The sequence below is a fragment of the Protofrankia sp. CiP1_Cm_nod4 genome (assembly GCF_982290645.1).
The window spans coordinates 1-24,928 of record NZ_CEVIVC010000051.1; the positions used below are offsets into that span (position 1 = coordinate 1).

Genomic DNA, 24,928 nt, shown 5'->3' on the forward strand with positions numbered 1-24,928 from the left:
AACAGAGGGCCGCGTGGCTGGTCTCGAACCCGATCCGTGTGCAGAAGCCGGGTGCCAGGCTGAGGAATAGCAGGGCGGCTGCGTCGGTCGTCTCGCCGTGTCCGGCGAGGAGGATGCGCTGCCCGTGGTGGCGGTGGACGACGGCGGCCAAGGCGGCGCTGGCGCGGGTTAAGTACTGGTTCCATGTCTCCGCGCCGAGCGCGTAGGGCCGGTCGGGATCGGACTGTGGGGGCCCGCCGAAGGCCGTCTTGATCTCGTCCCAGGGACGGCCGTCCGCGTCGCCGTGGTGCGGGCCGGTGAGGTCTCGTTCCACGTGGATGGGCAGATCGAGCGCGTCGGAGAGGATGCCCGCTGATTCCTGGGTGCGGCGCCGGGAGGTCGTGTACAGCACGTCGCAGGGCTCCTCGGCGCGCAGTCGGCGGGCGAGCAGTTCCACCTGCTGTCGCCCACGCTTGGTCAGGCCGGTGCAGGCGCGATCGCCGCCCGCGATCCGGGCGACGTTGCAGTGGGCCTCGCCATGTCGGGTGAGGATGAGAGTGGTGATCACGGCCATGTGCGGTCTCCTGGCGGGCATGCGGCTGGCCGGGTCTGGTCCCAGCGGTAGGGGTAGCGCCCGTCCGCGGCGTACCGGCTGGTGAGGATGTGGTGTATCTCCGCCCAGCTCATCAGCTCTTCCCATGTGACGCGGGGCAGGGCTTGGCGGTGCCGGGCGGCGGCTGTGTTGTAGACGCCGAGCGCGGCAGCGATTTCCGCGGCGGGAATGGGGCCGTGCGTCGTGGCAAGGGTGACGACGAGTTTGGCGAGGTCATAGCCGAACGGGGCGAGGGTCAGGTCGTCGAAGTCGATCGTCACCGGGTCCCCGGCTGGGGTGACGATGAAGTTCCTCGGGTTGGCGTCCTTGTAGAACGTTGCTGGGCCATCCGCGCCCATGATCAGGTTTTGTGCCTGGTGGGTGGTCAGCTGGGTGCCGATAACCCGACCCGCCCCCAGCTCCCGGGCCACGGCGTCCATCCGCCTGCTCGGGAAGCCGGGCAATGTGTGGCCGGCCCGTGTCCGGTATGGCCTGCGTAGCCGTGCCTGGTGCAGCTCCCTGTCGAAGGCCGCGCCGTGCATGTCACCCAGGTAAGTAGCGAGCACGTGTAGGTCCTTCGGGATGGCGTGGTGGCCCTCGACGTACTCGAAGCGCAGGTGCTCCCCATCCAAGATCGGCAGGAGTCGGGGCAGACGGACGTGGGGTCTCATGCCGCCTAGCCAGGCGTAGTTGTCTAGGGCGCGCAGCCGGGTGGCCTGGTCCGAATAGTGCTTGAGGTAGTGCGCGCTCATGGTGTCGCCGCCGCTTGCACGGCAACCAGGTAGGTGACGACTGATGTCATCGTGAAGGGCTCGTCGGGCAGCCGGCGGCGCAGCTCGGCGGCAAGAACGGCTGGGTCGCTGGTGAGGCAGGCAGGCAGCCCGTACTTCGGTGAGGTTGCCAGGTATTCGGCGATGTCGGCGAGGGTGGGGAAGACGAACGTGTGGTTGTGGTTGATGACCTGTCGGATCTCGAGGCTCGTGGCGGCGAGGTGCGCGATATTCGCGCTGTGGGCGGTTTCGTACAGGCTTGGCCGGCTGGGTGCATCAGGTACCAACCCCGATGCCGCCATCAATCGGTCGAGTTCCTGGTAGCTGTCCACCGACTTCACCGCGATGATCGTTGTCCCGTCCGGCGCGAGGCAGCGCGCGATCTCGGCGATGACCCGCTCGGGTGAGGGCGAGTGGTAGAGGCAGAACGCGGCGACGGCCAAGTTGCAGGCCCCGTCCCCGAGCGGGAGCCGGTGGAAGTCCGCGCGGGCCGCGCCCGCCCCGGCCCCGGCGGGAAGCCGGCTCCTAACGGTGACCAGAAGGGCCGCCGACAGGTCGATCGCGACGATCCGCGCTCGTGGGAGCCGCGCAGCGAGTAGGCAGGTGGTCGTGCCCCGCCCGCAACCGATGTCCGCGATCACCGGTGCGCCCGACGGGACAGCCGCCGCCGCGAGGTCGGCGATGACCTCGGCGGCGTGCCGCCCGCTGGCGCGGGCGCGGTGCAGGGCGCCGGTCCGGCGGCCGATCCGGTCTGCCGACGCGTACAGCGGGCCGCGGACCTGCCCGATGTCGGTGAAGGGGCTAGTCGCGTTCCTCATCGTCGGTGACTGCCCTGGCCGCGGAGGGAAGCGGCACCAGGGCGAGGTAGCGGCGCGCGGCACGGCGGCTGCGCAGGATGACGACCTGGGCATCCTCGGCGTGTTCGGCGATCAGGGTCCGGACGCGGGGAGCCATCGTTCGCCGGTAGCTGATGATGTAGCGGACGAAGTCCCAGGTGATCCGGTCGTAGACGCCGATCGTCTGGTGCTGGCCGCCGCCGTGCCGGAGCCGCCGTTGCAGGATTCCCCATAGGCAGGTCCAGCCGGACAGGTCCAGGAAGATGACCGTGTCGGCGGTCTGAAGCCTGATGGGCAGACTGGAGGCATAGTTGCCGTCGATGATCCACCGGGGTGCGGTGACGAGGTCGCGCTGCAGGTCCGCGAACGTGTCCTTGTCGAGCGGCTTCCAGCCGGCGTCGTAGTACAGGGCGTCCAGATGCACGGGCGCGATGCCGAGCGCGGCGCCGAGCGCGCGGGCTAGGTGGGACTTCCCGCTCCCCCCGCAGCCCATGATGGCGATCCGGTCCACAGCCTCTGACCCTAATGACGAGCAGCCGGCAGTCGAGGGGACGGACAGGCGGAATTGTCATCGGTGAGTCTCTCCAGGATGCGGTCGATGGTGACCAGTTGGCGGGAGAGCCGGAAGATGTCGAGCATCCCGACGCACTCGGCGATGAGGGCCGGGTGCCTGGCCGTTCCCGCGATGCCCTGCAACTCGCGGATCCGACCGAGCACAGCGTCGCCCGTCGCCGCGTGGAGTGCCGGGGGCGTGAAGGCCGCGGCGTACGGAAGCACGGCGGGTGTAATAGGCAGGCAGCCAGCAAGGACTGACTCAAATAGGCGCTGTGTCATCTGGCCCGCGCGTGCGTAGCGGTCGGGCAGCAGCAGGACCGTGGCCAGCGCCGACTCGTACAGTTCCCGCACCTCGGGGAAGGCGCAGCGGCCAGTGAAGTCCACGTGCGGCCAGTCGGCGGTGCGCGTCCACTTCCCGGCTACCCGATGCGGGACGCGTGCGGCGGCGCGTGCGAAGTACTCGCTGAACGCCTCGTCGCGGTCGTACTGGTTGCCGACGTAGACCAGCGGCAGGCGTCGGGGCAGCGCCGCCAAGGTGGCGGGGTCGGCGTTGTCGAGTGCTGTGTCGGTGACGGGGAATAGGAGGCTTTCCGCGCCAGGGCTGGGCCGTAGAGCAGCCTCGCATGTCGTGACGTTTGGCAGCGATCGCAGCGGCGAGTTGGCCGTCATCTGCAGGTCCTTGTCCCAGATGATCGTCGGGACCTTGCGCCAGGCCGTGTAGTGCGCGACGAGTTGGTCTTGGCGGTGCAGGTCGCAGGTGTGCCCCGGGCTGCCGCAGGTCGTCGTGTTACGGTCGGGCACCGGCCAGCGCCATTCCAGGAACAGCGCGTCGATGGCGGGTAGCCCGTTGTCCCAGAGGTAGCGGTCGCGCAGGTCGTCGCCCGCCTCGTGCAGGTCGCGGTCGCGCTGGAGGAAGACGACCTCGTGCCCGCGGGAGAGCAGTCCGTCGATGAGGGGGCGGCGATGGCTCCGACCGCCGTCGGGGGTGTCGGCGATACCGGGGCCGAGGAACCCCCAGAAGCTGTAGCCGATTCTCACGTCGTCACCCACCAGCCGCCGTCGAGCAGCAGTCCATCCATGCCGCTGGACGCCAGGCACTCGATGGCCATCTGTGGCGTGCCGCTGATCGGCTTGCCCTTCACGTTGAGTGAGGTGTTGATCAGCATGGGGACACCGGTCAGGGCGCTGAAGTGGGCGAGCACGTCCGCCAGGAACGGGTTGTCCTCCCGTGTCAGGGTCTGCACGCGGGCGGTCCCGTTGGCGTGAACGACGGCGGGAACCCGGTCCCGGGCAAGCCTGGTGACGGGCACGGCGATCGACATGTACGGGCTTGCCTGGCCGAGGCAGAAGTACTCGGCTGCGTGCTCGGCCAGGACCACCGGGGCGAACGGGCGGAACGGTTCGCGGAACTTCACTGCCGCGTTCAACCGCTCGGCGATGTTCGGGATGAGCGGCGAGGCGAGGATCGAACGATTGCCCAGTGCCCGCGGCCCTGCCTCGAGCCTGCCCTGAAACAGCCCGGCGATCTTGCCTGCCGCCAGTTGTTTGGCTAGGAAGCGGGCCGGGTCATCGACCTGCTGTGTGGTCAGCCCCGGCGCTGGCGCCTGCGGCGATGTGAAGTCCGCGTAGGAAGGACCGAGATAGCAGGAGCGGACCAGGCCACCGGGAACGGCGCCGGCGACCTCCCGGTAGGCGGCCAGCGCGGCACCGACCGGTGTGCCCGAGTCGCCAGGAGCAGGGGGCACGTAGACCTCGTCCCACCGCCCGCTTTGGAGGATCTTGCCGATCCCGACGCAGTTCATCGCGACACCGCCGCCCAGGCAGAGCCGCCGCGCCCCGGTCACCGCCTGCGCGCGGTTGGCCAGGTGGACCATGACCTGTTCGGTGCGCTCCTGCAGAGCCGCAGCGACGTCCGCATGCACTTGGGTCACTGCCTCGTCGGGGCCGCGCGGGGGGCAGGTGGCAGCGGCGAAGGCGGGGGTGACGCGCGGCCAGCCGTGCCGAAGCACCCGCAGCGGAAACAGGCTGGGATCGAGTGCGAACGCGGTCGGTGTCAGCCGGATCGCGCGGGCGAACAGGTCGCGGAAGCGTGCCGGGTCGCCGGTCGCGGCCAGGGCCATGACGGTGCCCTCCTCGTCACCGCGACGCCAGCCGAGGTGCGCTGTGACGGCTCCGTAGGCGTAGCCGAGCGACGCAGGGTCCCGGACCGATTTCCTGATCTGGTACCGGATGTCGCCGGCCGGGAGGGCGATGCCGGAGCCAATGGAGGTTGTGGCGGTCTCGCCGAGGCTGTCGATGATGAGGACCGCGGCCTCGCGGAACCCCGATGCGGCGAACGCGTACATGCCGTGCGCCACGTGATGCGGGACAGGGCGCACCCGGGCGTTCGGGAAGAGGCTCCCCAGGGTACGCACACGGTGCCGGTACCGGTGGTGGATGACGGCGAGACTCGCGGCGCGGGCCAGGGCGCGCGGGCGGGTAGCGGGCCGCATCAGGTGGCTGGGGGTGTCCACGAGCCCGGCCAGGTACCGCGCTCCGGCGAAGTTGTAGGCGACGATGTCGACATCGGCCGGGGTCAGGCCCGCGTCATCGAGCAGCCACCGTACGGCGCCAGCGGGGTACGCACGAGTGTGCTTGACACCGGAGAGCCGCTCTTCCTCGGCCATCCCGGTGAGCCGCCCGCCGACGACGAGGGCTGCGGCCGAGTCGTGGGTGAAGGAGCACAGGCCGAGCACGGCCAGCTGGTTGTTTGTCCTCATCGGCGGGGCTCCTGCGCGATGTGGCGGGCCCGGTCGGCGCGCTGATACCAGCGGCGCAGCGCGGTGGCCAGCGGGCCGTCATGGCCGGCCGCTAGAGCGCCGGCCCCTGCCAGGTCCCCGCCCTTGCGCGCCCGGTAGCTGGCAAGCACGCACGCGAACTCCGCCAGACCCGGGCCGGCCAGCGCCGTACCCGCGATGACCTGGGCGAGTACGTCGTCGAGCGTTTGCCACGGGACGGCCAGAGGCGTCATCTGCGGGCCCGGGTCCGCATCCGCGGGGATCTGCTGCGCCTTGGGCATGTCGTGGGCGTATAGGTGGAGCGAGTCGATACTGAGCCGGTAGCTGCCCAGGCCCGTGCCGAGCCATCCGGCGAGGAGTTCCTGCAGGATGGTGGCGGTGAAGATGTCGTAGCAGAAGCCGAGCCACAGGTCCTGGCTGCGCATCGTGGTGTGCATGTGGAGAAGACCGTCACGCAAGAAGAACCGGTAGCCGAGCGTGCATGGGACGTCCTTGTAGCCGCGTGCGTCGGCCGCGGGGTCATACAGCTGGATGACGGCGCGCCTGGTCTCGGGGTCGTCGGTCAGGGCCTGCCGGGCCAGGGCGAGTTGGTCGGTGGTGCCGTGCCACCGGCGCATCCGCGGCCCGTAGGCTCCCATCAGGCGGCCGTCATCGGCGTAGTCGGTCAGCCGCTCGTTGTACAGGTAGATCCACGGGTCGTCCGAGCCGGACACGATCCACATCGCCTCGGCGACGGCGAACGCCGGATTGATCACCCGTGCCGGGGGCACGTCCACCAACCTGCGGCGCGGGTCGGTCAGCGTCAGGCTCGCGCCGAGCACCTCGAGCGTCGGCATGCCGCGCGGCGCGACCGGCTGCCCGACAGCCAGGACCGCGTGGCAGGCGCGGGCGAACAGTTCGCTGGCCGAGCCGGCGGCGAGCGCGAGCGTCATCTGACCGCCTCCGTCATCGCCAGGGCCGCAGGACGGTCCTTTCCGGCAATCCACTCCCACTGCCGGCGCAGCCCCTCCTCGAGGTCCACCTGCGGCTGGTAGCCGAGCAGTTCCGTGGCCTTGGTCAGGTCGGCGGTCGTCGCCTCGACGTCCCCGGGCTGCGCAACCCGCCGCTGCGCGGGTACGTCGGTGTCCACGAACCGGCTGATGGCCCTGCGTGCCGCCGACAGCGGCACGCTGCGCCCGGAGGCAACATTGACGACCTCGGCCCGCGCGTCCGTGGTCGCGGCGGCGATCGTGGCGGCGACGACGTCCGAGACGTAGGTGAAGTCGCGCCGCTGCGCGCCTGTCCCGTACAGCGACATCGTCCGCCCCGACACCGCGGCGCGCATGATCCGGCTGAACGCCATGTCGGGCCGCTGCCGGGGTCCGTAGACGCTGAAGTACCGCAGCGCGATGACGCTCGTCGCCACGTGCCGCTGGCGCGCGTATGCGAGGCACAGCCGCTCGGCTGCGAGCTTCGACACCCCGTACGGCGACAGCGGCAGCAGTTGGTCGTCCTCCCGCGATGGCTTGCCGCCGCCCTGACCGTAGACGCTCGACGATGACGCGAACACCAGGCGGGGCACGTCCGCGGCGGCGCATGCCTCAAGCAACCGTTGGGTGCCCAGGACGTTGCAGGACAGGTAGTCACCGAACCGATCCCCCCACGACCTCCGCACACCCGCGAGAGCGGCGAGATGGAAGACGGCATGGACGCCCTCGGAAAGGATCATTAGATCACTGACAGTGACGTCTGCTCGCACGAACTGGAAGCGGGGATCGCCGGTAAGGACCGCCAGGTTCTCGCCGGCGACCGGGTCGCTGGCCGCGGACCTGCTGTCCAGGCCCGTTACGGACCAGCCCTGGCGCAGCAATGCGGCCGCGAGGTGCGAGCCGATGAAGCCGGCCACGCCTGTGATCAGCGCCTTTTCCATGCCACCTTCCGCGACGCTCCCGGGCGGCCCTCTGACTGCCCGCTCCGTTGTGAATGGGCAGGGACCTGGAGTAATTGGCACCAGGTGACCTTTCCTGCCGGGCTGCTCGTCGGGTACCAGCCCCAGCCCGCGCTCAGGACGCTGACCAGGAACAGGCCGCGGCCGTTCTCCCCGTCGAGCGGTGGCACCTCCGCCTCCCACTCGCCCGGCGTGGGCGCGCACGGGCTACTGTCCCAGACCTTGATCGTGAGCAGGGTTTCGCTCGCAGACAGGACCAGCGAGACCGGTTGGCCGCCTCCGGTAGACCAGACGGCCTCCAGACTGTTGGTGACCAGTTCGGAAATGAGCAGTTCGGCTGTTTCGCTGTCTACGTAAACGTTCCACTCCCGCAGGACCTCGCGGGCCTCGCGGCGGGCGCGCGTGACCGCGGAGGGAAGCAGACCCAGCTCAACCGAGCTGCGCCAGGGCACCGCCGCGACCCCCGCGTCCGCCCGCCTCGTGCTGCCAGCTACCGGGAAAGGGCACAAGTTCCTGATAGGCGGAAAGCTCGCCTGCGGGATCATTGCGGGTTCCAGGCGGTGGCCGTGAAGGCCCCCGCGGCTCCGGGATGACTACTGTCGGACCTGTGGCTGATGGCGGTGACGAGTTCGCCCGCCCGCGAATCGCGTCCGGGGTGCTGTACTTCGACGGCGCGGACCGGGTCATGCTGGTGGAGTCGACCTACAAGCCTCTGTGGGACATCCCGGGCGGCTACGTGCAGCCGGGCGAAAGGCCCGCGGCGGCGGCGCTGCGGGAGGTCATCGAAGAGTTTGGCGTTCGCCTGCCGGTCGGCGCGCTCCTCGTCGTGGACTGGGCGCCGCATCCCGCCGAAGGCGACAAGCTGTTGTTTGTCTTCGACGGCGGTCAACTGTCCCATCGGCAGATCGCCGCGGTCCGCGTGGACGGCACCGAGATCGGTGAGTTCGCGTTCCGCGACCGCGAGGAGCTCGACGGCCTGCTCATCCCACGCCTCGCCCGCCGGGTACACACGGCGATCGAGGCTCGCGCGGCTGGCCGGGCAGCCTATCTGGAGCAAGGGGCAGCACAGCCGGTCGGCGCCTGACGAGGTGGGCATGCCCTTAGCCCACTACCGGCCGGGCCCCACGAACAGCCCGCTGCACGGTCAGGAAGGTCAACTGGCGGTCAGAATGGTCAGAATCGCCAGGACGCCGCCCTTCTGGCAGCGCGGACCGTTTCGCTAGGACACCCTGAGCGGGTAGGTGCCTTGCCGGGAGGGATGTGATGGGCGAGTTCACGGGACCCGGGCTACTGCGGGAATGCCTCGAACGACTGGAGTGGGCACCCGAGCGCCTGGCCCGGGAAATCAACAAGACGGCGAACAAGGAGGTCGTCAGCCCGAAGGCCCCCTACCACTGGCTGCAGGGCGGGACCCCGCGAGGCACCCTGCCAGAACTGGCCGCGCTCACGCTCAGCCGCGCGCTTGGTGAGCACGTCACACCCTGGCAGCTCTGGCCCGGCACGCGGACACAGGCGACCGCGATCTCCGCGCATTCCGGGCTCAACCTCCCATGGACAGCCGACGGAGCCGGCCGTTGCGCGGACCTCATCAGCAGGCCCACCGCATCCCTCCTGCTCCCCGTACCAGGCCCGGTGGCGATCGCACCCGTGGTCGACTGGTTCACCGCCCCGACCACGGCGCAGCCATCGCGGGCGAACGGCAACGCGGTCGACGGCGAGATGGTGACCGTGCTCGCCGACCGTGTCCGCCAACTGCGGCATCTCGACGACGTCCAGGGCGGGCCGATGCTGCTGGACTGGATCAAGCACGACCTGCGCTGGACCGCCAGCCTGGCCAGCACCGCCTCCTACGACCGGGAGACCGGTACCGCCCTGTTCCGCGTGCTGGCGCAGCTGGCTCAGCTCGCCGGATGGGTGGCCACAGACCTGGGCCAGCAGGCGCTTGGCCAGCGCTACCTCTTGGCAGCCTTGCGATTCGCCCACGCAGCCGCGGACACCGAACTTGGCTATGAGCGTTTCCCCTGGCCCCACCTTCCGACGAGACGCGGCCCCACCCTTCTTGATCGGGAAACGAGTTCCGACGACTTCTGGCCCCACCCGTGCCGTGTCACGGCTGGGGCGGAGATCTCCGGCCTCCTCGTAGCTGCCGATCCGGTCCTCGACGAAGCCGCAGGTCCAGGTGGAGCGCCCGGAGCGAAGCGAGGACGAACGACCTGGACCTGCGGCGAGCGAGGACCACACTCGCCAGCGAGGAGGGCTCCGGGTGGGGCCAGATCTCGTCGGAGATCAAGGGGCCTGAAGATCGCCAAGTGGGTCCGGATCTCGTCGGATAATGGGGCCAAAACTCGCTACCGGAGCCACGAACTCGCCGCCGCCGTCGTCTCGTGCCTCAGCTACCTCGCTCTGTGGATGAACTCACCCGCGAACGCCGTCAGGCTGATCCGGATGGCTCGCCAGCGGTCCGCAGGACACGTCAGCCCGGTCACCGCCGCGCTACTCGCAAGCCGCGAGGCCCGTGCCCACGCTTCCAGCGGCTCGACCGCTGAGTGCGCGCAGGCGCTTGACGAGGCCGCCAGCCTGCTCAGCGCACAAGCCGCTTCGCCAATCCCACCGCCCTTATGGACGTACTGGGTGACCGAGGCAGTCCTCGTCGCCGACGCTGGCCGCTCCTGGCTGGAAGCGGGACGGCCGGAGCAGGCCATCCCGCTGTTGCACGACGGACTGCGACTGTTCGGGCACAGCCAGCCGCGCAACCGCCTGCTGCACGGGGTATCCCTCGCCCAGGCCATGCTGCTCACCCGCCAGCCAGATGGCGCGGTCCAGGCCACCGATCAGGCACTCGCCCTGACCGCCGGACAAGACTCTGGCCGCGTCCGCAGCCGCCTCGCCGAGCTGCGTACCGCCCTCACCGCGTCAACGGCGAGCCAGGCCATCGAGGCCGCCCACAGGGTCGCGGACCGCATCCACGCGTAGCCTGGGGCCACTAAAGGTCACGCTCCGAGGGCACGAGGAGACCCCGTTCATGCGGCTGACCACGAACGTCCCACTCGCCTCGCTGACCACGCTGCGCCTCGGTGGCCCCGCCCGGGAAGTGGCCGTCCTCGACGACCCTGACGACTTTCCCGAACTCGTCGTCGCCGCCGGTCGTGCGGGGAGCGCGCCAAGGGTCATCGGGGCCGGCAGCAACCTCCTGGCTGCCGATGACGGCTATCCTGGCCTCGTTGTCCGGATGGCCACCACAGGCATACGCCTAGACACCAGCCAGGACGACGACCGCGTTCTGGTCACCGTCCAGGCCGGCCACGATCTGGAAGCCCTGGTCGCCGAGATGGTGGCCGAGGGGCTGTCCGGGATCGAGTGCCTGACCGGCATCCCGGGGACCGTCGGGGCGACCCCCGTCCAGAACGTCGGCGCCTACGGCCAAGAGGTCAGCGACACCCTTGCCAACATCCGTGCCTGGGACTGGACCACCCGCCAGGAAACCGAGATGATCCCCGTCCACTGCGGCTTCGGCCACCGTACCAGCGTCTTCAAGCACTCCAAGCGCTGGACCATCCTCACTGTGACGTTTGCCCTCACGCCCAGCAAGCTCGGGCCTCCCCTTACCTATCGCGCGGTGGCCGATGCGGCAGGAGTTCCCTTGGGCGAGCAGGTCCTCCTGGACGAGACCGTCACGGCCATCCGGCACGTGCGGGAGGAGAAAGGCATGATCCTCGACACCGGCGGCCCGGACGGCCGCACCGCGGGAAGCGTCTTCCTCAGCCCGTCCATCCCTGCGGACATGGCGCTACAGCTGCGCGCCGACGGCGCCCCCGTCAACGACTTCCCTGACGGAACGACCCGCGTTAGCGCCAGCTGGCTCATAAGCGCGGCAGGCTTCTCCCTCGGGCAGCGACTCGCCACGGGCGCCCGGATCTCGACCAGGCACTTCACCCTCGTAGCCGACGACGGAGCAACCGCGACATCCTTTGCCGACGCGGCAGCCACCGTCGCGGCGCAAGTCCAGCAGGCCACCGGGATCACCCTCACTGCCGAGCCCGACCTGCTCGGCGATCTCCCGGCCTACGCACGGCTCTCCTCACACGGAAGCTGAGTGACGCCGGTGGCCACCTCCGAGGGACGGCCGACGCGACTGGCTCGTGTTCCCTTTCCCTTGTGGCTATGTAGGTGGGAGTGGGGGCCGTTCGTTGCTGGGAGTGGGTGCCAGTTGTCGTGCGTCAGAATTCTTGGCACAGCTACGCGGTGCAGCCACTGCTGGCCCTGGAGTGATCCCGCCCGTGGACAGCGAACCTGGACGTAGCGGGCGACTTCGCGAGTCGGAGGGTCAGGTTGGCCAGTCGAGTTGTGAGTCGGGGATGCCGTGGGCCCGGCCGTATTCCCGGGCCTCGGCGCGCCCCTGGGGGTCCCCTCGCCGGTAGCAGGCTACGCGACCAGGGAACACGATGAAGCTGTCCTGGGCGGTGTGCAGGTCCACGTACCACCCAGGCGCATCCAAAGCTTCGCTCAATTGATCGGCCAGGGCCGCAGCTTCGGCGTCGGCGACATCAAAGAAGACCAGCGTCCAGACGGGGGCTTGGTCGGCGGTGACATTCGCTGGCGCCGACCGTTGGATTTTCCGGACGATGAGCGACAGGTCGTCCAAGACCGTCCCGATGCGCAGGCTCTCCGCGATCAATACTCCGGCGGCCACTGGCGGCTCCCTGGGGTCAAGGTCAGGTCCGGCGATGGGTCCGCCCAGCCTATGTGCGGATCACCACCGGCCGGTCTCCGGCGAGGCCGCGGCCGCGTCCGGGGCGGTGCGGGCTGCCTGCGGTCGTCCCGGGGGCACGTGAGGAGGCGAGGCCTGCCCGGCGGTCCGGCTTTCCGGCCGTGAGCAGTCGTCCTCACTGTCACGTGACGACTGACGGCCACCCCTCGACACCCACTGGCAGCAATGATCAACAGTCTCGATCCCGTGAATACAAGGCTGTTGCACACGCGACGCTGCCCCTCTCGAGCCCCCATCGGAACCCGATCAACCACGCACCCCTGCCACATAGCGCGGCCGGAATCCTGCCATGTACGGGGCCGGTCACACAGCGGGGTCGGCGCAGACGAGCGCGGCGGCCATATAGCGCCTTTTCCTCGCGGTAGCCTATGTTTACTCTCTTTAACTATGGTATGACCGTAGACGAGGTCGGGAAGACGGCGAAGGCCGGAGCCGCGCCGGGTCCGGGCAGGTGCCGCACCACACGGGAAGGGCCGTTGCAGGGTGGCCAACCGGACAGCCCGCAGGACGGCCGGGAGGCCGCTCCGGGCTGCTGCCCACCGGCCCCGGCATCGGCGGCCCATGCCAGCGCGAGCCGCCGGCCTGTTGATCGCCGTTGTCGGGCTGCCGGTGCTGGCCTTTGCCACCGCCGGGTCTCCCGCGCGGGCGTGGGATCGCTGCCAGGACGGGATCACAGCGCTGCTCGCCGGTGACCCACCCGGTGGGGGGTTCGCGCGCGTTATGGCCGGGGGGCTGCTGTGGCTAACCTGGACGATGGTTGTTCTTGTGATCGGTGGCCGGCTCATCGGCCTGGGGACCGGACGCCGCCGGGCGGACATGCCCGGACGCACCGCGGCCCGCCAGCCGCCGGCCAGCCCGCCCACATCGCCGACGACCCGGCCGGTACCGGCCTCGGCGGCTGGCGGCCCACCGGCCCGGACGGCCCGCGCCCCGGCCGGGTTCGTGCCGGACATCAGCATGTTCACCGTGGGAAGCCCCCCGGCCGCCGGCACCGTCGCGCGGCCAGCCCGGCCGGTTGCGCACCGGTCGTCCCCGGCGGTGTCCCGGGCGCAACCGCCAGGACACCGTCACCCCGCCAGCCCGGTCTCCGACCAGCCACCGCCCCCCGGATACGACCGGGCGGCACCGCTGCGGTTCCCCGGCCACGGGCCGGCAGCGGGCGGGGTGGAACTGCCCTCGGGGGCGTATATGGGTCCCGGGCTGACCGCGGCGATACTGGCGGTGGCGATGACCATGGCCCGCTCCCGCCGCCGGGGGACTCCCCGCCTACCGGGCAGGCCAGCCGCCCGCGGACCCTCGGGGCCGCTCCTTGGTGCGCTGCGCCGGGCGCTGCCGGGCCGGGCGCCGTGGCCGGCGACGGACGCCCCAGCCGCCGACGATCGGATCGAGGTGGGGATCGGCGCGGACGGCCGCAGCATCCGGATCGATCTGATGGGGACGGGCGGGCTGGGTCTGTCCGGACCGGGAAGCACCGGCGCGGCCCGCGCGCTCCTCGCTGCCATCCTCGCCGATCATCAACTGACCGGTGCGGCACACAACCGGGTGATCCTGTCCGCGTCGACCGTCCGGCGCCTCGCGCTGGACGGGCACACCGACTACCCCGATCTGATCGTTGTCGAGTCCGACGACGCGGCGTTGTCCCATCTGGAAGCCGAGGTCGCGCACCGGACCTGGCTCGCCGCGGAAGCACCGGCCACAGCCGGGGAGATCATCAGCCGGGCCGGGCTGCGGGCCGCGCACCCGGACGAGGCCCTACCCGACGTGCTCCTCATCACCACCGCGGATCCTCGCGCGATCGGCCGCCGGCTGGCCGGGATCCTCACCCAGGGCCAGCGTCTCGGGATCACCGCGGTGATCCTCGACGGCTGGCCGTCCGGCACCGAGCACACGGTCCGCGCGGACGGCACGATCCTGACCGCCACCGGGGCGACGCGGACGCTGCGCCGGCTCTACACCCTGCCCGCCGCGGACACCGCCCACCTGCTCGACCTCCTCACCACCGCCCACGGCGGCGCGCACACCCTGCCCAGCCGGGGACACACCACCCCACCGACAGTCCCGGACAGCGGCCGGCCGGCCGACACCACCGGCGACGAGGACCCCAACCGCACCCCACCGATCCGGCACCTGCCGCTTGCACCCCTGCCCACCCGACCGGCAGCAGCCCCGGCCGGCAGTAACCAGCTCCCGGCAGGAGACGACCCCCAGCCCGACGCCGTCCCCGACCCGGCGGCCACGAACCCCACCAGCGGCGACCCCCCAGCACCACCGTCGCTGCCAGGCCCGCCAGCCGCCACCGGCGCGAACCGGCCGGCCCGCGACAATCCCCCCGCCGGAACCGGCGGGTCGCCCGTGCCGGCGCACACATCCGCTCATGCCGCGGCATCCGGCCCGACGCGGCCATCCCCGGCCGCCACCCCTCCCGGCGTGCCGATGACCGGCCGGCCGCGCGCCCCTGGGGTCACGCTTCGCCTGTTCGGCCCGCCGACCGTCCTCGCCGCCGGCACCCCGATCCGCACCGGTCTACGCAGCCTCGGCGTGCAACTGCTGGCCTACCTGGCGCTGCACCGCGACGGCGCGTCCACCGGCACGATCCTGGCCGAGCTCCTGCCCGACGTCTCACCACGCAAGGCACGTAACCAGCTCTACACCGTCGTCGGCTCCCTCCGGGAAACCCTGCGCGCCGCCAGCGGCTACGACCGCACCTGGTTCATCACCACCATCCGCGGCGGCTACCAGCTCGACCCCGCCCTCGTGGACGTCGACCTGTGGCGCTTCCAGGACGCCCTCGCCGACGCTGTCACCCCCGACCGGCGCACCACCGCCCTGGCTCGCGCCGTCACCGCCACCGGCCGGCAGCCGTTCCTGGCCGCCAGCACCTACGAATGGGCGGACAGCCACATCACCACCGTGCACCATCAGCTCCTCGACGCCCTGGCTCAACTCGCCGACAGGCACCTGCCCGACCAGCCCGACCGCGCCCTCGATCTCCTCGGCCACGCCCTGACCATCGACCCGTACGCCGAACCCACCTATCAGAAGATCATGGAAGTTGAAGCTGGGCGGCAGCGCCCCGACGCGGTCCACCGCACCTACCAGCTCCTGCGCCGCCGGCTCCGGGAACTCGATGCCGAACCACACCCCGGCACCGACGCCCTCCTGTCCCACCTCACCGTCCCCGCCACGGCAACCGCGACCCGCACGATGAGCCGGCAGCCCGCCCCCGGCAGCAGGGGAGCGTAGAGACGTGTCGGTGACGATGCGGTGCACTCCCATGATCGGAGACATTGGGCCGATCATGGTTCTTGAAGGAAACGTGACGATCCACCGGCTCACGCCTACTGGAGACACCGTGGATCTTCTGATGAGTCGCTGCCTGGCGTGGGGCATGACCGTGGTCACGGGCTTAGCGGCACCGTTCCGGGAATCCTTGCCGCACCTGCCGGACTGGCACCTGACGCGAACAGGCGACGGGGTACGCCTGACCGCCGCGCGGCTGACCGTCTTCGAGGGCCAGATCGATCCTCCGCCCGGCTGGACGGAGCACATGGATGCACACGGCGAGATCGTGGTGCTCATCGGCGCCGGCCCGCACACGCTGTCGGATCCCGCGGGCCTGGTGCGGGCGGTAGCAGCAGGCGGGGTGGTCGGCGCGCTGGTCGCGAGCAGCACACAGACCCCGTGAAGGAATGACGACTTGGTATAGCTTTGAGCGATTCGAGCGGATCGGACTCTAGCGCGGATCTTGTGATTGCAGAGCGTCATCAGCGAGCTCCCGGGCAGCGTGGTTGGTCGACCGCGCTCGACCACGGTTGCCGGCGAGTGGTACGTCACAAGGTCTGCGCCAGAGTCAGATCCAGATCCAAAACTCGCCGCCGAAGCCCTGTGTGTCCGACATCAAGACCATTCATCTTCTCTGGCAAGGCCATGGACAGGGATCCATCTGGTAGTGGACGTCAACAGCTGGGCTGGCGACGTATAGGGACGGGGAGCGGTAGCCAATAGCAATCGATCTTATGCTATCTGGATAGTTTGGAAATAGGAGAATTATATTTTTCTGCCTACTCCACCATAAATCCAGATGTTGCGGTAACCCTTGGGGCGTTTGCCGGCCGGTCGCCATGTCGGCACCTGGACCAGACCCGGGTCCACCAGATCGCACCCGGTGAAGAACGCGGCAATGGCGGGATGGCTGCGTACGGCGAGGGGCGAGGTGGCGGTGTCGTAAACCTCGGTGACCTGGGCCGCTGCTGCGGGTCGCAGGTCACCCGTGGCATGGGACAGCGCCAGATAGCTGCCCACCGGTAGCGCATCGAGTAGCGTCCGCACGATGCCGGTGGGGTTTTCCTCGTCGCGGATGAAGTGCATGACGGCGACGAGGAGCAGGGCCACGGGTTCGGTGAAATCGATCAGATGCTGGACGCGGGGATGCTGCAGGATCTCGTGTGGTTCCCGCAGGTCCGCCAGCGCGGCCGTGGTCCGGCCGGTGCCGGTCAGCAGCGCGTTGGCGTGCGCGTGGACGATGGGGTCGTTGTCGACGTAGACGACTCGGACGTCCGGTGTGATCTTCTGGGCGGTCTGGTGGACGTTGTCTGCGGCCGGGATTCCGGTCCCGATGTCGATGATCTGTCGGATGCCGGCCTCGGCGACGAGGAACCGGACGGCGCGGTGGAGGAAGCGTCGGTTCTCCCGGGCCATCAACCGGGCTTCGGGCGCGGCCCGCAGTATCCGCTCCGCCGCGAGTCGGTCAGCCGGATAGTGATCCTTGCCGCCCAGGAGATAGTCGTACATCCGCGCCGGGTGCGCCGTGGCCATGGTGATTCCATCGGCGGCCAAGCCGTTTGTTCGCACGAAGGTCGCCATCCTGCCCTCTGTCACCGTCTTCCGCGTGCTGTATTGAACGTCTCGGGCATTTCCATGTATGCGAGACCGGATGCGTCAGGCTGTTTGCGTGTGCTCGTGATTTCGTATTCAGTCACTACTATTTCCTCGCTAAGAAACGGACGTGCAGGACGGGCAGGTGGAGGACGGCCGAGCAGGCCGCCGACGCAAGGATGCTCTGAGTACGTGCAGAAAGACCGAGACGGTTCCAATGGAAGATCACGTGATAGGAGAGGATGTGGCGCAGGCCCCGGTCCAGCGTTCCGTCGCGGGCCGCCGTTCCGAGGGCGTGCCCTGCCTGCCGGAAGGCGTCGGCCCATGCGGCGGCGAACGCGAGGGGGCCGCCCGGCTCCAGCAGGGGCCCGGCGTCAGCGAGCATCAGCCGTCGCAGGTCCTCGGTTATCCCCCGGAGCTGGTCCGGCGAGACGCTGTCAGGGGAGGGCCGTTCGGCGACGACGCGGTGCCACAGGTCGCCCATCTCGTACCATTCCAGCCCGGCGGCGTGCATCAGGATGCTGCATAGCAGGACCGACAGTTCACGGCGCCCGAGCGCATTTCCCTGGGAACGCAGCTCCAGGATGGCCCGGCTGTCGGCGTGGAACAGTTGGTGTGCGCACGTCATGCCCACAGGGCCGCCGAACGCGGCGGTTTCCGGTTCGTAGATGCCCGACCACCAGCGCGCGATCCGGCCGGCGGCAGTAAGTTCGTCGAGTGCTTGGCGCAGGCTGCCGCGCGCTTCGTCGCCCGGCCGGGTCCGTAGGCGCAGTCGCCAGCAGGGATGTTTTCTGACGAACCACCAGGCGGTCACATCGCCGCTGGCTTCGGCATGGCGCAGGAGCGGCGCGAGGTGGTCGGCCGCGGCTTGCTCGGCGCTCGGCCAGTGGGTGAACTGGATGTAGAGCTGCCACCAGTCGACTGTCGCGGCGGACTGATGTTCGAGCGCGCGGCGGCCGGCCTGCTGATAGATCTCGACGGCTGCGGCCAGATCGGCTGGGTCTGTGCGGATGTGGGCGGCGGTGTCGTCGAGCGGGCTGCCGGCCAGGACACGCAGCACGCCATCCACGGTTTCGTCCAGCGCGGTGCTGTGTGCGTTGTCCTTGGCCCGGTGGTGGCTCAGTCGATCAGTAGGCATGCGTCCCATCCGGAGCTCGGCGCCGCGTTCCGCGCGGCGGTGGTCAGCGCGAGCGCGGTTCCCGCGTCGCCGTCGAGAAATCCGGGTCCGTTGCCCATGCCGGGCTGGGCGTGGTGGGCCAGGGACTCCTCCAGAGAGGGCAGGCTCATACCCAGCACCGGCGTGGTGGCGTCGCGGGCGGCGCGCCAGGTGGTCTGGTAGACGCCCGCCCAGCCGTGGCACAGGCCCGGGTCGATGAGTCGGGAGAGCTGGGCGGGGTCGGCCAGGCAGTCGGCGAGGTGCTGTTCGGCTGCCCGCTGGCGCCGTGCGTCGCGGGTGGCGATGGCGGCGAGCTGCTGGGCGCGGGCGATTCCGGGTGTGCCGTAGCACCAGCTGGGGCGGGCGGGACCGGGCTGGCTGGTCCTGCCGGTGCGCAGGTCCGCGAGGGTCACGCACTCCGGCCACCACGAGCCGGTCTCCCCGTGCTGTTCCCAGGTGTCGAGCCAGGAGCAGATGGTCTCGATGGCCTCCTGCTGGCCGTCCACGACGACCCCGCGCCGCAGTGCCTGGCTGAGGAACATCAGCGGCCCGGCGATGCCGTGCGCGGCGCCGTGGTTGCTGTGCCCGTCCGGATACCGGGCGGAGGTGCGGGTGTGCGGGTCGTGGGCGACCCACCAGCCCGGCAGGGCCTGGTCGTCGCCTGGCAGGGGGCGGGTGAGCGCGACAAGGTACCGGAGGATGCGTCCGAGGGCGCTGCCGCCCGGGTCGCGGCGCAGCAGGTAGGCGCCGATGCCGGTCAGCCCGTAGAAGAGGTCGTATTCGCGGAAGGCGGGACGGTCGCCGCGGCGGATGCGGGCCATCGCGGTGGTGGTGCGGCGGTGCGCGAGGTCGGTGACGTTGTGGTCCACGGTCTCCAGGGCGGCGCTGTACCGTGTCGGTGAGCCGGCGTTGGCAGCATGCAGCATGTAGGCGATGGCCGGCACACCGAGGTAGAGGCCGGCGGTGTCGGAGCCACTGATCGGGCTGGCTACCGCGTTTGTGATCCAGGTGTGTGCGGTGCGCCAGCTGCCGCTGCCGGTGCGGGCGTGTTCGATGTGGAACAGGGCGATGCCGGCGGCGCCGTCGGCGAGGGACTGCCCGGCCCAGGGCTCGTCGGGGGATGGTGTTTCCGGTATACCGAGGTGCTGTGCGAACCTCTCGACAGCATCAGCAAGACTGGTCCAGTTTTGTAGTGTTTTAGTCACTTAGAGCTCCGGGCGGTGTGGCGCAGTGCGCAGGCTCGCGCGAGGCGGCCGGAGACGCGCTCGAGGTCCAGGTCGACGCCCAGCGCGCGTACATGGTGCAGGTGCAGGAGGGACCGCAGGACCGTGAGCGGGTCACGCTGCGCCGCCATTTGCTCGCGATAGCTGGCCAGTGCGGCGGCACGAGCCAGCCAGGTAGCGACCACGTCCGTCCCGCCGGGCAGGGACCGCAGGGCTGTCCACCGGCGGTGCGGGTCCGCGAGTTCATGGGTTTGGTCGCGCAGCGCCCGGTCCAGCCGCCCGTGTTCCTGGGGCAGGCGCCGGACCAGCCAGTCGAGGCCCTCGTCAACGGCGGGTGCGAACCGGACGGCCAGGTCGACCAGACTGGCGGCGGCCAAGGCCTGCGCGCTCGTTCCCGCCAGCGCCATGCCGATCTGGGCGAGGGCCGCCACCGAGTCCGCCATGAACACCGTGCGCGCGTATTTCATAACCTCGCCGTAGCCGTACCGTCCCGGCTGGGATGCTTCGGTGGTAAGCGAGAGGTGCGACACCAGGCGCTGACGGCGTAGCTGGTCCGCCCAGTCGTAGAGCCGTTCAGCGGCCTCGCCATAGGCATCGGGTGCGGGCAGCCGCACGGATAGGACGAGGTATTGGTCGGCATCGGGACGGGAGGTGTCCCGATGCCGACGGAACCACCACTGCGGCGCATCCTCGAAGGCTGCGATCAGGCTCGGCAGGTACGCGGTCAGGATCTCGTCGTAGCGCGTCGGATGGGCGTGCACATGGGCACACAGGACAGTGGAGCGGTCCGGCGGGCAGGCGGTGCCGTTGGCAACGCCGCCTGCCCGCCGGGGTACCGGTGGCGGGCTGGTCCGGGTGGGTTCGGTGAGAGCCAGCGGGAGAAGGATTTCGTGGGCGCGGCCGAGCCAGCCGAAATCCTTCGGGCCTGGAGCTTCGCGTAGTTCGAGGCGACGGGCCCGGTCGAGGCGAGTACGGAGCAGAAGACGGTGGACCGGATGGTTGAGGTCCAGGGGAAGCCGCTGGTCGTCTTCGATCATGGCGACGCGGACGGGTACCCGCAGCCTTGCCCGCCACGTCTCGAAGGCCGCGTCCCACGCGGCCATGTCGGCTTCTCTGCCGGGCAGGTCCGGCGCGGTGAGTAGCCAGCGGGCCGGGGCGAGGATGGTGCGCTTGTAACGCACCCGTGGTAGGTAGGCCAGGTGGTTGGCGGCGCCGAAGTCGAACGCCGTGTAGACGGCGGACCGGGCGGTGGTGATCTCCGCGAGGAACCGTGCGAGCGGCGGGGTGTGGATTCCCGCTTCCAGCGCGTGCAGGACCCGCGGCTCGATGCGTCGGCCCGTGGAGAGTTGCAGGACGGAGAACTGGCGGGCGTCCGCGGTGATCGCGATATCCGTGAGAGGGAGCACGCCGTCGCCCGGTTCCCGGTGCTCGGCCAGAGAGACGACACACGGCAGCAGTTGCGGAGTACGGGCGACGTTCTCGTTGCGCCGCCGACGCGGCACGAACGACAACTGCGCGGTGATCGCGTCCGGGCCGGCCGTGTCGAAGGTGGCGGCGAGTTCGGCTCGCTCCTGGGCCGGCAGCAGGTGGGCGACCCGCCCGGCCATGCTGCTGCCCGGCCGCGGAGTCCCGGTCACCACCAGACGGAATGCTCCGCGCGCCAGGGCTTCCAACGACGCCGCGTGGATCTCGAAGGACATCTCCACACGGTGCACGGGGATGGCATCGGTCGCGTCGCCCGCCAGGTTTCTGATCACCGGTTCGGTTAGGACGATCTCCGCGCACCCGTCCAACAGGCTCTGCTGGATCAGGCCGAGAAGCGCCTCGTCACGTTCGGTCAGCTGCCGGGCGGCACGGCCCCGTGCGGAACCGAGATAGCCCGCGGGCAGCCCGAGTCCGCTGTCGGCTACCAGCTCCAGGACGGGGATGACGGCGCCAGCCCCGTATCGCTCCCGGAAGCGACGGTGATAATCCTGCCACTGCGGGTAGCCAAATGGGTATGGTGTCAGGCGGTGCAGGACACAGACGGCTTCCTGCGCTTCCACGGCCACCTGCTCGGGGATCTGGACGTCGCAGTCCACGGCGCTGTCGACGACCAGGGGCACCGCGGCGACGTCACTGAGCGCCTTCATCCGGGTGATCAGCCCAATCCTCGCCGGCCGCGCGGCGGCCGAGCCGCCAGCCGCGAGTTCCTCGCGTATCGCGCACAGCTGGTGGACCAGATCCGCGATCTCGGGAATGGTGTGCGCGTTGGCGGCAGCCAGTTCGGCGCACACGTGGTCGAGTGCATCCACGCAGGTCATCGGGGCCCACAGGCTGCTGATCAGCATGTTCTGGTCGATCAGGCCGCCGAGCATGGCATCGACCTGGTCCACGGTGGCAGCCGGGAACCGCTCTGTGAGCCGGGCGCGCAGTACGCCGTACCGGATGGGGGTGTGGGCGGCGGCCAAGGCCGCGGCGACCGGGCGGGTGTAACGCACGGACACCTCAACCGGGGCCAACAGATGAGCCCGCCCATCCGCGGGCGGTCCCGGCACGACGTAGCGATCACCTCGGACCTGCCCAACGCCGTTGGCGGCCACGGGCAGGCGTTCGAGTAACCGGGGGCACCGCTGCAGACGGGTGACGATGTCGGCGAGCCAGTCCGCGTCGGCCCGTACCACCACACGGTGCTCCCGTCCCCATGACGCCTTCGGCGCGTCACCGATCCGGGCCGGGGCGACCCCGGCGAACAGGCCGAAGGGTGTGGGGCGTCGCTGCCAGCGCAGGAGGTAGGAAGCGAGGGAGAGCACCGTCTGGCGCACCCGCCTCGGATCGGACCGCTTCCCGGCCACGACATCGTCGACCTGCTGGCACAGCACGGGGCTGGCAGCGCTCAGCGCGTCCCGTATCTCCGCGCGCCGCCACACGGCGGCCAGAAAAGCCCGCCCCTCCGCCACGGTGCCGTCGCCGTCCAGGCCAAGAGCGGGGGGCAGGTTCAAGGCGCCTGGATCGGTGCTGGCGCGCAGTATCGCGCCAGCCTGCCACCGGTAGCGGGCTGGTGGCTGTGCTGTCACTGACCCCTCCCTGTGGATACAGCAGGCTCGCCGGTGCTGCTGGTGCGCCGGGACGGGGCTGTCCGGCGTACCAGCAGCAGAGAAGCGGTCGTTCAGGCCGGGTCCTGAACGAATGAGCTGCAGGCGCTGGCTTTGTGGCAGGTGGAGCCACAGTTGTCATCCGTGTTGCACTGGAGCTTGCCGTTCGGGTACGCGGCCAGCACGACCCGTATATCCAGCGTGAATTCGTCGTCGATGACTTCGAGGCCGTCGGAGTCCGACGGCTCGGTCAACAGTGCCGTGGCGCCGTTCGGGATATGGACATCCAGCATTTCGACCGTTCTCCGTTCCTATTCAGTAAGATCGAGACGATGAGCCGGGATGCCCTGGTCCTCGGCAGCGGCCGCGGGCCAGGCGAGCATGACCCGGCAGTGAATCTTGTCGATGACCCGCGCCACCGGCGGCTGCGGCATCTGGTGATCGGGCGTTCCGGCCGGGTAGACGACGATGACCGGGCCGGGCCCGCCGCGCTGCTCGCGATCCCACGTACATATCTGGTCGGCCACCTTCGGGGCGAGCGCGGGTCCGTCCGCCCCGAAGGCGTGGACCCCGAACTCGACCACCGTGTCGTCGGCCGTGCGGCGCACGACGACGTAGGCGAAGTTGCCCCCGTCGACGGTCGCCATGGCGAACGACTTGTTGCTTGGGGAAACCAGGCCGGTGTCGAGCTCCTGGTCGACCGTCATGACGCAGAACCCGTCCAGCACCGTGGCCAGGTACAGCTGGAGCATCTCGAACGACTCCCAGCGCCCGACCGTCACCCCCGTCCACGTCTCCGCGCGGGGCGTGCGCACCGCGTTGTCCAGCAGAGCCGGATCGGCAGGCAGCCCGTCATCGAACCGTAGTCCGATCTCGTCCGTGCCGGTCACCAGCAGCAGTTGCTCCTGATGTGCCCCGGCGCCCTGCATCGGAACGAACCCGCAGACCTCGTAGTCGCGGGACACCAGACATCCGCCCTCACGCTGAAAGGCGACCGAGCGTGTGAGACCCCGCAGCCGCAGCGGCACCACAAGCCGCCCGTTCTCGGACATCTGGGCCACCCACGCCGGCGGGATGTCCCAGGCCCCACTGGTGATCAATATGCGGTCATACGGGGCAAACGCGGCGACACCCTCCTCGGCGTCGGCGAGCACAACGCGCACCCGCCGTGCGTAGCCGGCCTCCGCCAGCAGGCGCTCGGCGCGGGCCGTGACATCCGGATCGATGTCGACCGTCGTCACCTCACCGGACACACCGACCAGCTCCGCCAGGTAAGCCGCGTTGAGACCACCGGAACCGACCTCGAGCACACGCATCCCCGGGCGGACATCAGCCTGTTCCAGCATGAACGCCTGGATACGCGCGGCACTGACCGAACTGAGCGCGACACCGTACTCATTCCTCTTGGTCACCAACGCCCGTTCAGCGGCATACGCCGCTTCCACCGTCTCCTCTGGCAGGAACAGGTGCCGAGGAACAGCACGGACAGCCCGTTCGACCGCTGCCGTACGAAGCGCATTCAGCTCACGCAACTCACCGATCAACTGCTCTCGCAGCTCATCGATACGGCTAGAACCGGTGGCCACGTCAGTCATAGAAGACTTCCTGTCCTGTATCGCTCCTGACGATCCGCTACGGCGAAGCCGCCTGCGTCACGTTTCTTGCCCATACCCGCCCTTCCTGGAGAGATCCAGAACATCGATCGCAATCCCGAGAAAATGTTCTGTAACAATCAGTTACATCCTCCCGGCCCGGCCCGGCCCGGCCCGACGATCGGAGGGCGTGGCCTGTCCAGCGAGCACCGGGAGCTGCCAGCCTGCCGGGATAGCCGTGCTCTGCCAACGCTCGACAGTTGCTGCGGCTGGCGTCACGGACAGCCTATTGCCCAAGCGATCGGGCCCCACGCGAAACGCCGCGGTCGCATGACACGGTTGACAGAGCCTGTCGACACCGGCACAGACCCACGGCGGCTCGTTCTCCAGCCAATTCGACAGCTCGGCACGTCCGCCACCCTCGTTCCTCGCGCTCCCTCGGTTCCGTTTCAGAGACCAGCCTGGCGAGGAACCCCGAGGCGGACCATGCTGTGGGGGGATCATCTGGCACTCACATGAGGGTCGAGGTATCGCGGAGGTATCAAGCAGTGCCGCCAGACGCGACACGCCACCAGCGGCACGTCGACGCTGGCATTATGGAGACGAGCCGCCCGGTCTTTCAGCAAGGGAGTTGCCATGGCCCCCGGGCCATCCCGTACCGTGCTGCACGCCCTTCTGGTCGAACGCGCGATGACGTATTCGCTCTTCGAACGAGAATATGCCCGGGTCTCGGCGCTGCTCTACGAAGAGACGGGCGACCGCGTATTCCGTAACGCGACGCTGGCGGAACCGACCCTGCGTCGA

Annotated in this window: 21 protein-coding genes; 5 read left to right on the plus strand and 16 right to left on the minus strand. The window is 69.7% G+C overall.

The annotated features are described in order from the left end of the window. The 9 genes from AC5LSR_RS11935 to AC5LSR_RS11975 all read right to left on the minus strand — a co-directional run. The coding region (locus AC5LSR_RS11935) for a histidine phosphatase family protein (protein WP_493468456.1) at positions 1–553 on the minus strand (553 nt) is incomplete at its 3' end. Further along, a complete protein-coding gene (locus AC5LSR_RS11940; protein ID WP_493465202.1) occupies positions 544–1,323 on the minus strand; it encodes a phosphotransferase in 780 nt (259 codons plus the stop codon). The genes AC5LSR_RS11940 and AC5LSR_RS11935, both read right to left, overlap by 10 nt. After that, positions 1,320–2,159 (minus strand): class I SAM-dependent methyltransferase, encoded by an 840-nt coding sequence (locus AC5LSR_RS11945; protein ID WP_493465201.1) that lies wholly within the window; start codon positions 2,157–2,159, stop codon positions 1,320–1,322. The genes AC5LSR_RS11940 and AC5LSR_RS11945 overlap by 4 nt, the downstream gene beginning before the upstream one ends. Further along, complete coding sequence (locus AC5LSR_RS11950; RefSeq protein WP_493465200.1) at positions 2,143–2,688, minus strand: P-loop NTPase family protein; 546 nt, start codon at positions 2,686–2,688, stop codon at positions 2,143–2,145. The genes AC5LSR_RS11945 and AC5LSR_RS11950 overlap by 17 nt, the downstream gene beginning before the upstream one ends. Positions 2,689–2,699: 11 nt before the next feature. Then, entirely contained in the window at positions 2,700–3,782 is a 1,083-nt protein-coding gene (locus AC5LSR_RS11955) for a CgeB family protein (RefSeq protein WP_493468457.1), read from the minus strand. Then, a complete protein-coding gene (locus AC5LSR_RS11960) occupies positions 3,767–5,491 on the minus strand; it encodes a carbamoyltransferase family protein (RefSeq protein WP_493465198.1) in 1,725 nt (574 codons plus the stop codon). Before AC5LSR_RS11960 ends, AC5LSR_RS11955 begins: the two co-directional genes overlap by 16 nt. After that, positions 5,488–6,441: a thymidylate synthase gene (locus AC5LSR_RS11965; protein WP_493465197.1), complete on the minus strand. Its 954-nt coding sequence runs from the start codon at positions 6,439–6,441 to the stop codon at positions 5,488–5,490. The genes AC5LSR_RS11960 and AC5LSR_RS11965 overlap by 4 nt, the downstream gene beginning before the upstream one ends. Then, complete coding sequence (locus tag AC5LSR_RS11970) at positions 6,438–7,418, minus strand: NAD-dependent epimerase/dehydratase family protein (RefSeq protein WP_493465196.1); 981 nt, start codon at positions 7,416–7,418, stop codon at positions 6,438–6,440. The genes AC5LSR_RS11965 and AC5LSR_RS11970 overlap by 4 nt, the downstream gene beginning before the upstream one ends. Further along, positions 7,403–7,888, minus strand: a complete 486-nt coding sequence (locus tag AC5LSR_RS11975; protein ID WP_493465195.1) for an ATP-binding protein — start codon at positions 7,886–7,888, stop codon at positions 7,403–7,405. The genes AC5LSR_RS11970 and AC5LSR_RS11975 overlap by 16 nt, the downstream gene beginning before the upstream one ends. A gap of 155 nt (positions 7,889–8,043) precedes the next feature. Between AC5LSR_RS11975 and AC5LSR_RS11980 the strand changes: the two genes are divergently transcribed. The 3 genes from AC5LSR_RS11980 (at position 8,044) to AC5LSR_RS11990 (ending at position 11,529) form a co-directional block, all read left to right on the plus strand. After that, the gene (locus tag AC5LSR_RS11980; protein WP_493468458.1) at positions 8,044–8,520 is read left to right on the plus strand and encodes an NUDIX domain-containing protein; all 477 of its coding nucleotides are present in this window, start codon (positions 8,044–8,046) and stop codon (positions 8,518–8,520) included. A 179-nt stretch (positions 8,521–8,699) separates the two neighbouring features. Continuing rightward, positions 8,700–10,409, plus strand: coding sequence for a tetratricopeptide repeat protein (locus AC5LSR_RS11985; protein ID WP_493468459.1), 1,710 nt, complete (start codon positions 8,700–8,702; stop codon positions 10,407–10,409). Between the two features lie 49 nt (positions 10,410–10,458). Continuing rightward, positions 10,459–11,529 (plus strand): UDP-N-acetylmuramate dehydrogenase, encoded by a 1,071-nt coding sequence (locus AC5LSR_RS11990; RefSeq protein ID WP_493465191.1) that lies wholly within the window; start codon positions 10,459–10,461, stop codon positions 11,527–11,529. 231 nt (positions 11,530–11,760) lie between these two features. Here the strand turns inward: AC5LSR_RS11990 and AC5LSR_RS11995 are convergent, their stop codons facing one another. Beyond that, positions 11,761–12,126, minus strand: coding sequence for a hypothetical protein (locus AC5LSR_RS11995; protein WP_493465190.1), 366 nt, complete (start codon positions 12,124–12,126; stop codon positions 11,761–11,763). Between the two features lie 639 nt (positions 12,127–12,765). On the opposite strand from AC5LSR_RS11995, the gene AC5LSR_RS12000 reads away from it, so the two are divergent. Further along, positions 12,766–15,447, plus strand: coding sequence for an AfsR/SARP family transcriptional regulator (locus AC5LSR_RS12000; protein ID WP_493468460.1), 2,682 nt, complete (start codon positions 12,766–12,768; stop codon positions 15,445–15,447). 31 nt (positions 15,448–15,478) lie between these two features. Next, positions 15,479–15,889 carry a hypothetical protein gene (locus AC5LSR_RS12005; RefSeq protein ID WP_493465504.1) on the plus strand — a complete coding sequence of 137 codons (411 nt, stop codon included), beginning with the start codon at positions 15,479–15,481 and terminating at the stop codon, positions 15,887–15,889. Positions 15,890–16,251: 362 nt separating this feature from the next. On the opposite strand, the gene AC5LSR_RS12010 is transcribed toward AC5LSR_RS12005, so the two are convergent. The 6 genes from AC5LSR_RS12010 to fxlM form a co-directional block, all read right to left on the minus strand. Continuing rightward, the gene (locus AC5LSR_RS12010; protein WP_493465505.1) at positions 16,252–17,019 is read right to left on the minus strand and encodes an SAM-dependent methyltransferase; all 768 of its coding nucleotides are present in this window, start codon (positions 17,017–17,019) and stop codon (positions 16,252–16,254) included. Between the two features lie 166 nt (positions 17,020–17,185). Then, entirely contained in the window at positions 17,186–18,217 is a 1,032-nt protein-coding gene (locus AC5LSR_RS12015) for a thiopeptide-type bacteriocin biosynthesis protein (protein WP_493465506.1), read from the minus strand. Continuing rightward, on the minus strand, positions 18,199–19,440 hold the full coding sequence (locus tag AC5LSR_RS12020; protein WP_493465507.1) for a lanthionine synthetase C family protein: 1,242 nt from the start codon (positions 19,438–19,440) through the stop codon (positions 18,199–18,201). The genes AC5LSR_RS12015 and AC5LSR_RS12020 overlap by 19 nt, the downstream gene beginning before the upstream one ends. After that, on the minus strand, positions 19,437–22,514 hold the full coding sequence (locus AC5LSR_RS12025) for a lantibiotic dehydratase (protein WP_493465508.1): 3,078 nt from the start codon (positions 22,512–22,514) through the stop codon (positions 19,437–19,439). Before AC5LSR_RS12025 ends, AC5LSR_RS12020 begins: the two co-directional genes overlap by 4 nt. 92 nt (positions 22,515–22,606) lie before the next feature. Continuing rightward, complete coding sequence (locus AC5LSR_RS12030; protein WP_493465509.1) at positions 22,607–22,825, minus strand: FxLD family lanthipeptide; 219 nt, start codon at positions 22,823–22,825, stop codon at positions 22,607–22,609. A gap of 18 nt (positions 22,826–22,843) precedes the next feature. Beyond that, the gene (fxlM, locus tag AC5LSR_RS12035) at positions 22,844–24,127 is read right to left on the minus strand and encodes a methyltransferase, FxLD system (RefSeq protein WP_493465510.1); all 1,284 of its coding nucleotides are present in this window, start codon (positions 24,125–24,127) and stop codon (positions 22,844–22,846) included. Positions 24,128–24,928 lie beyond the last annotated feature (801 nt).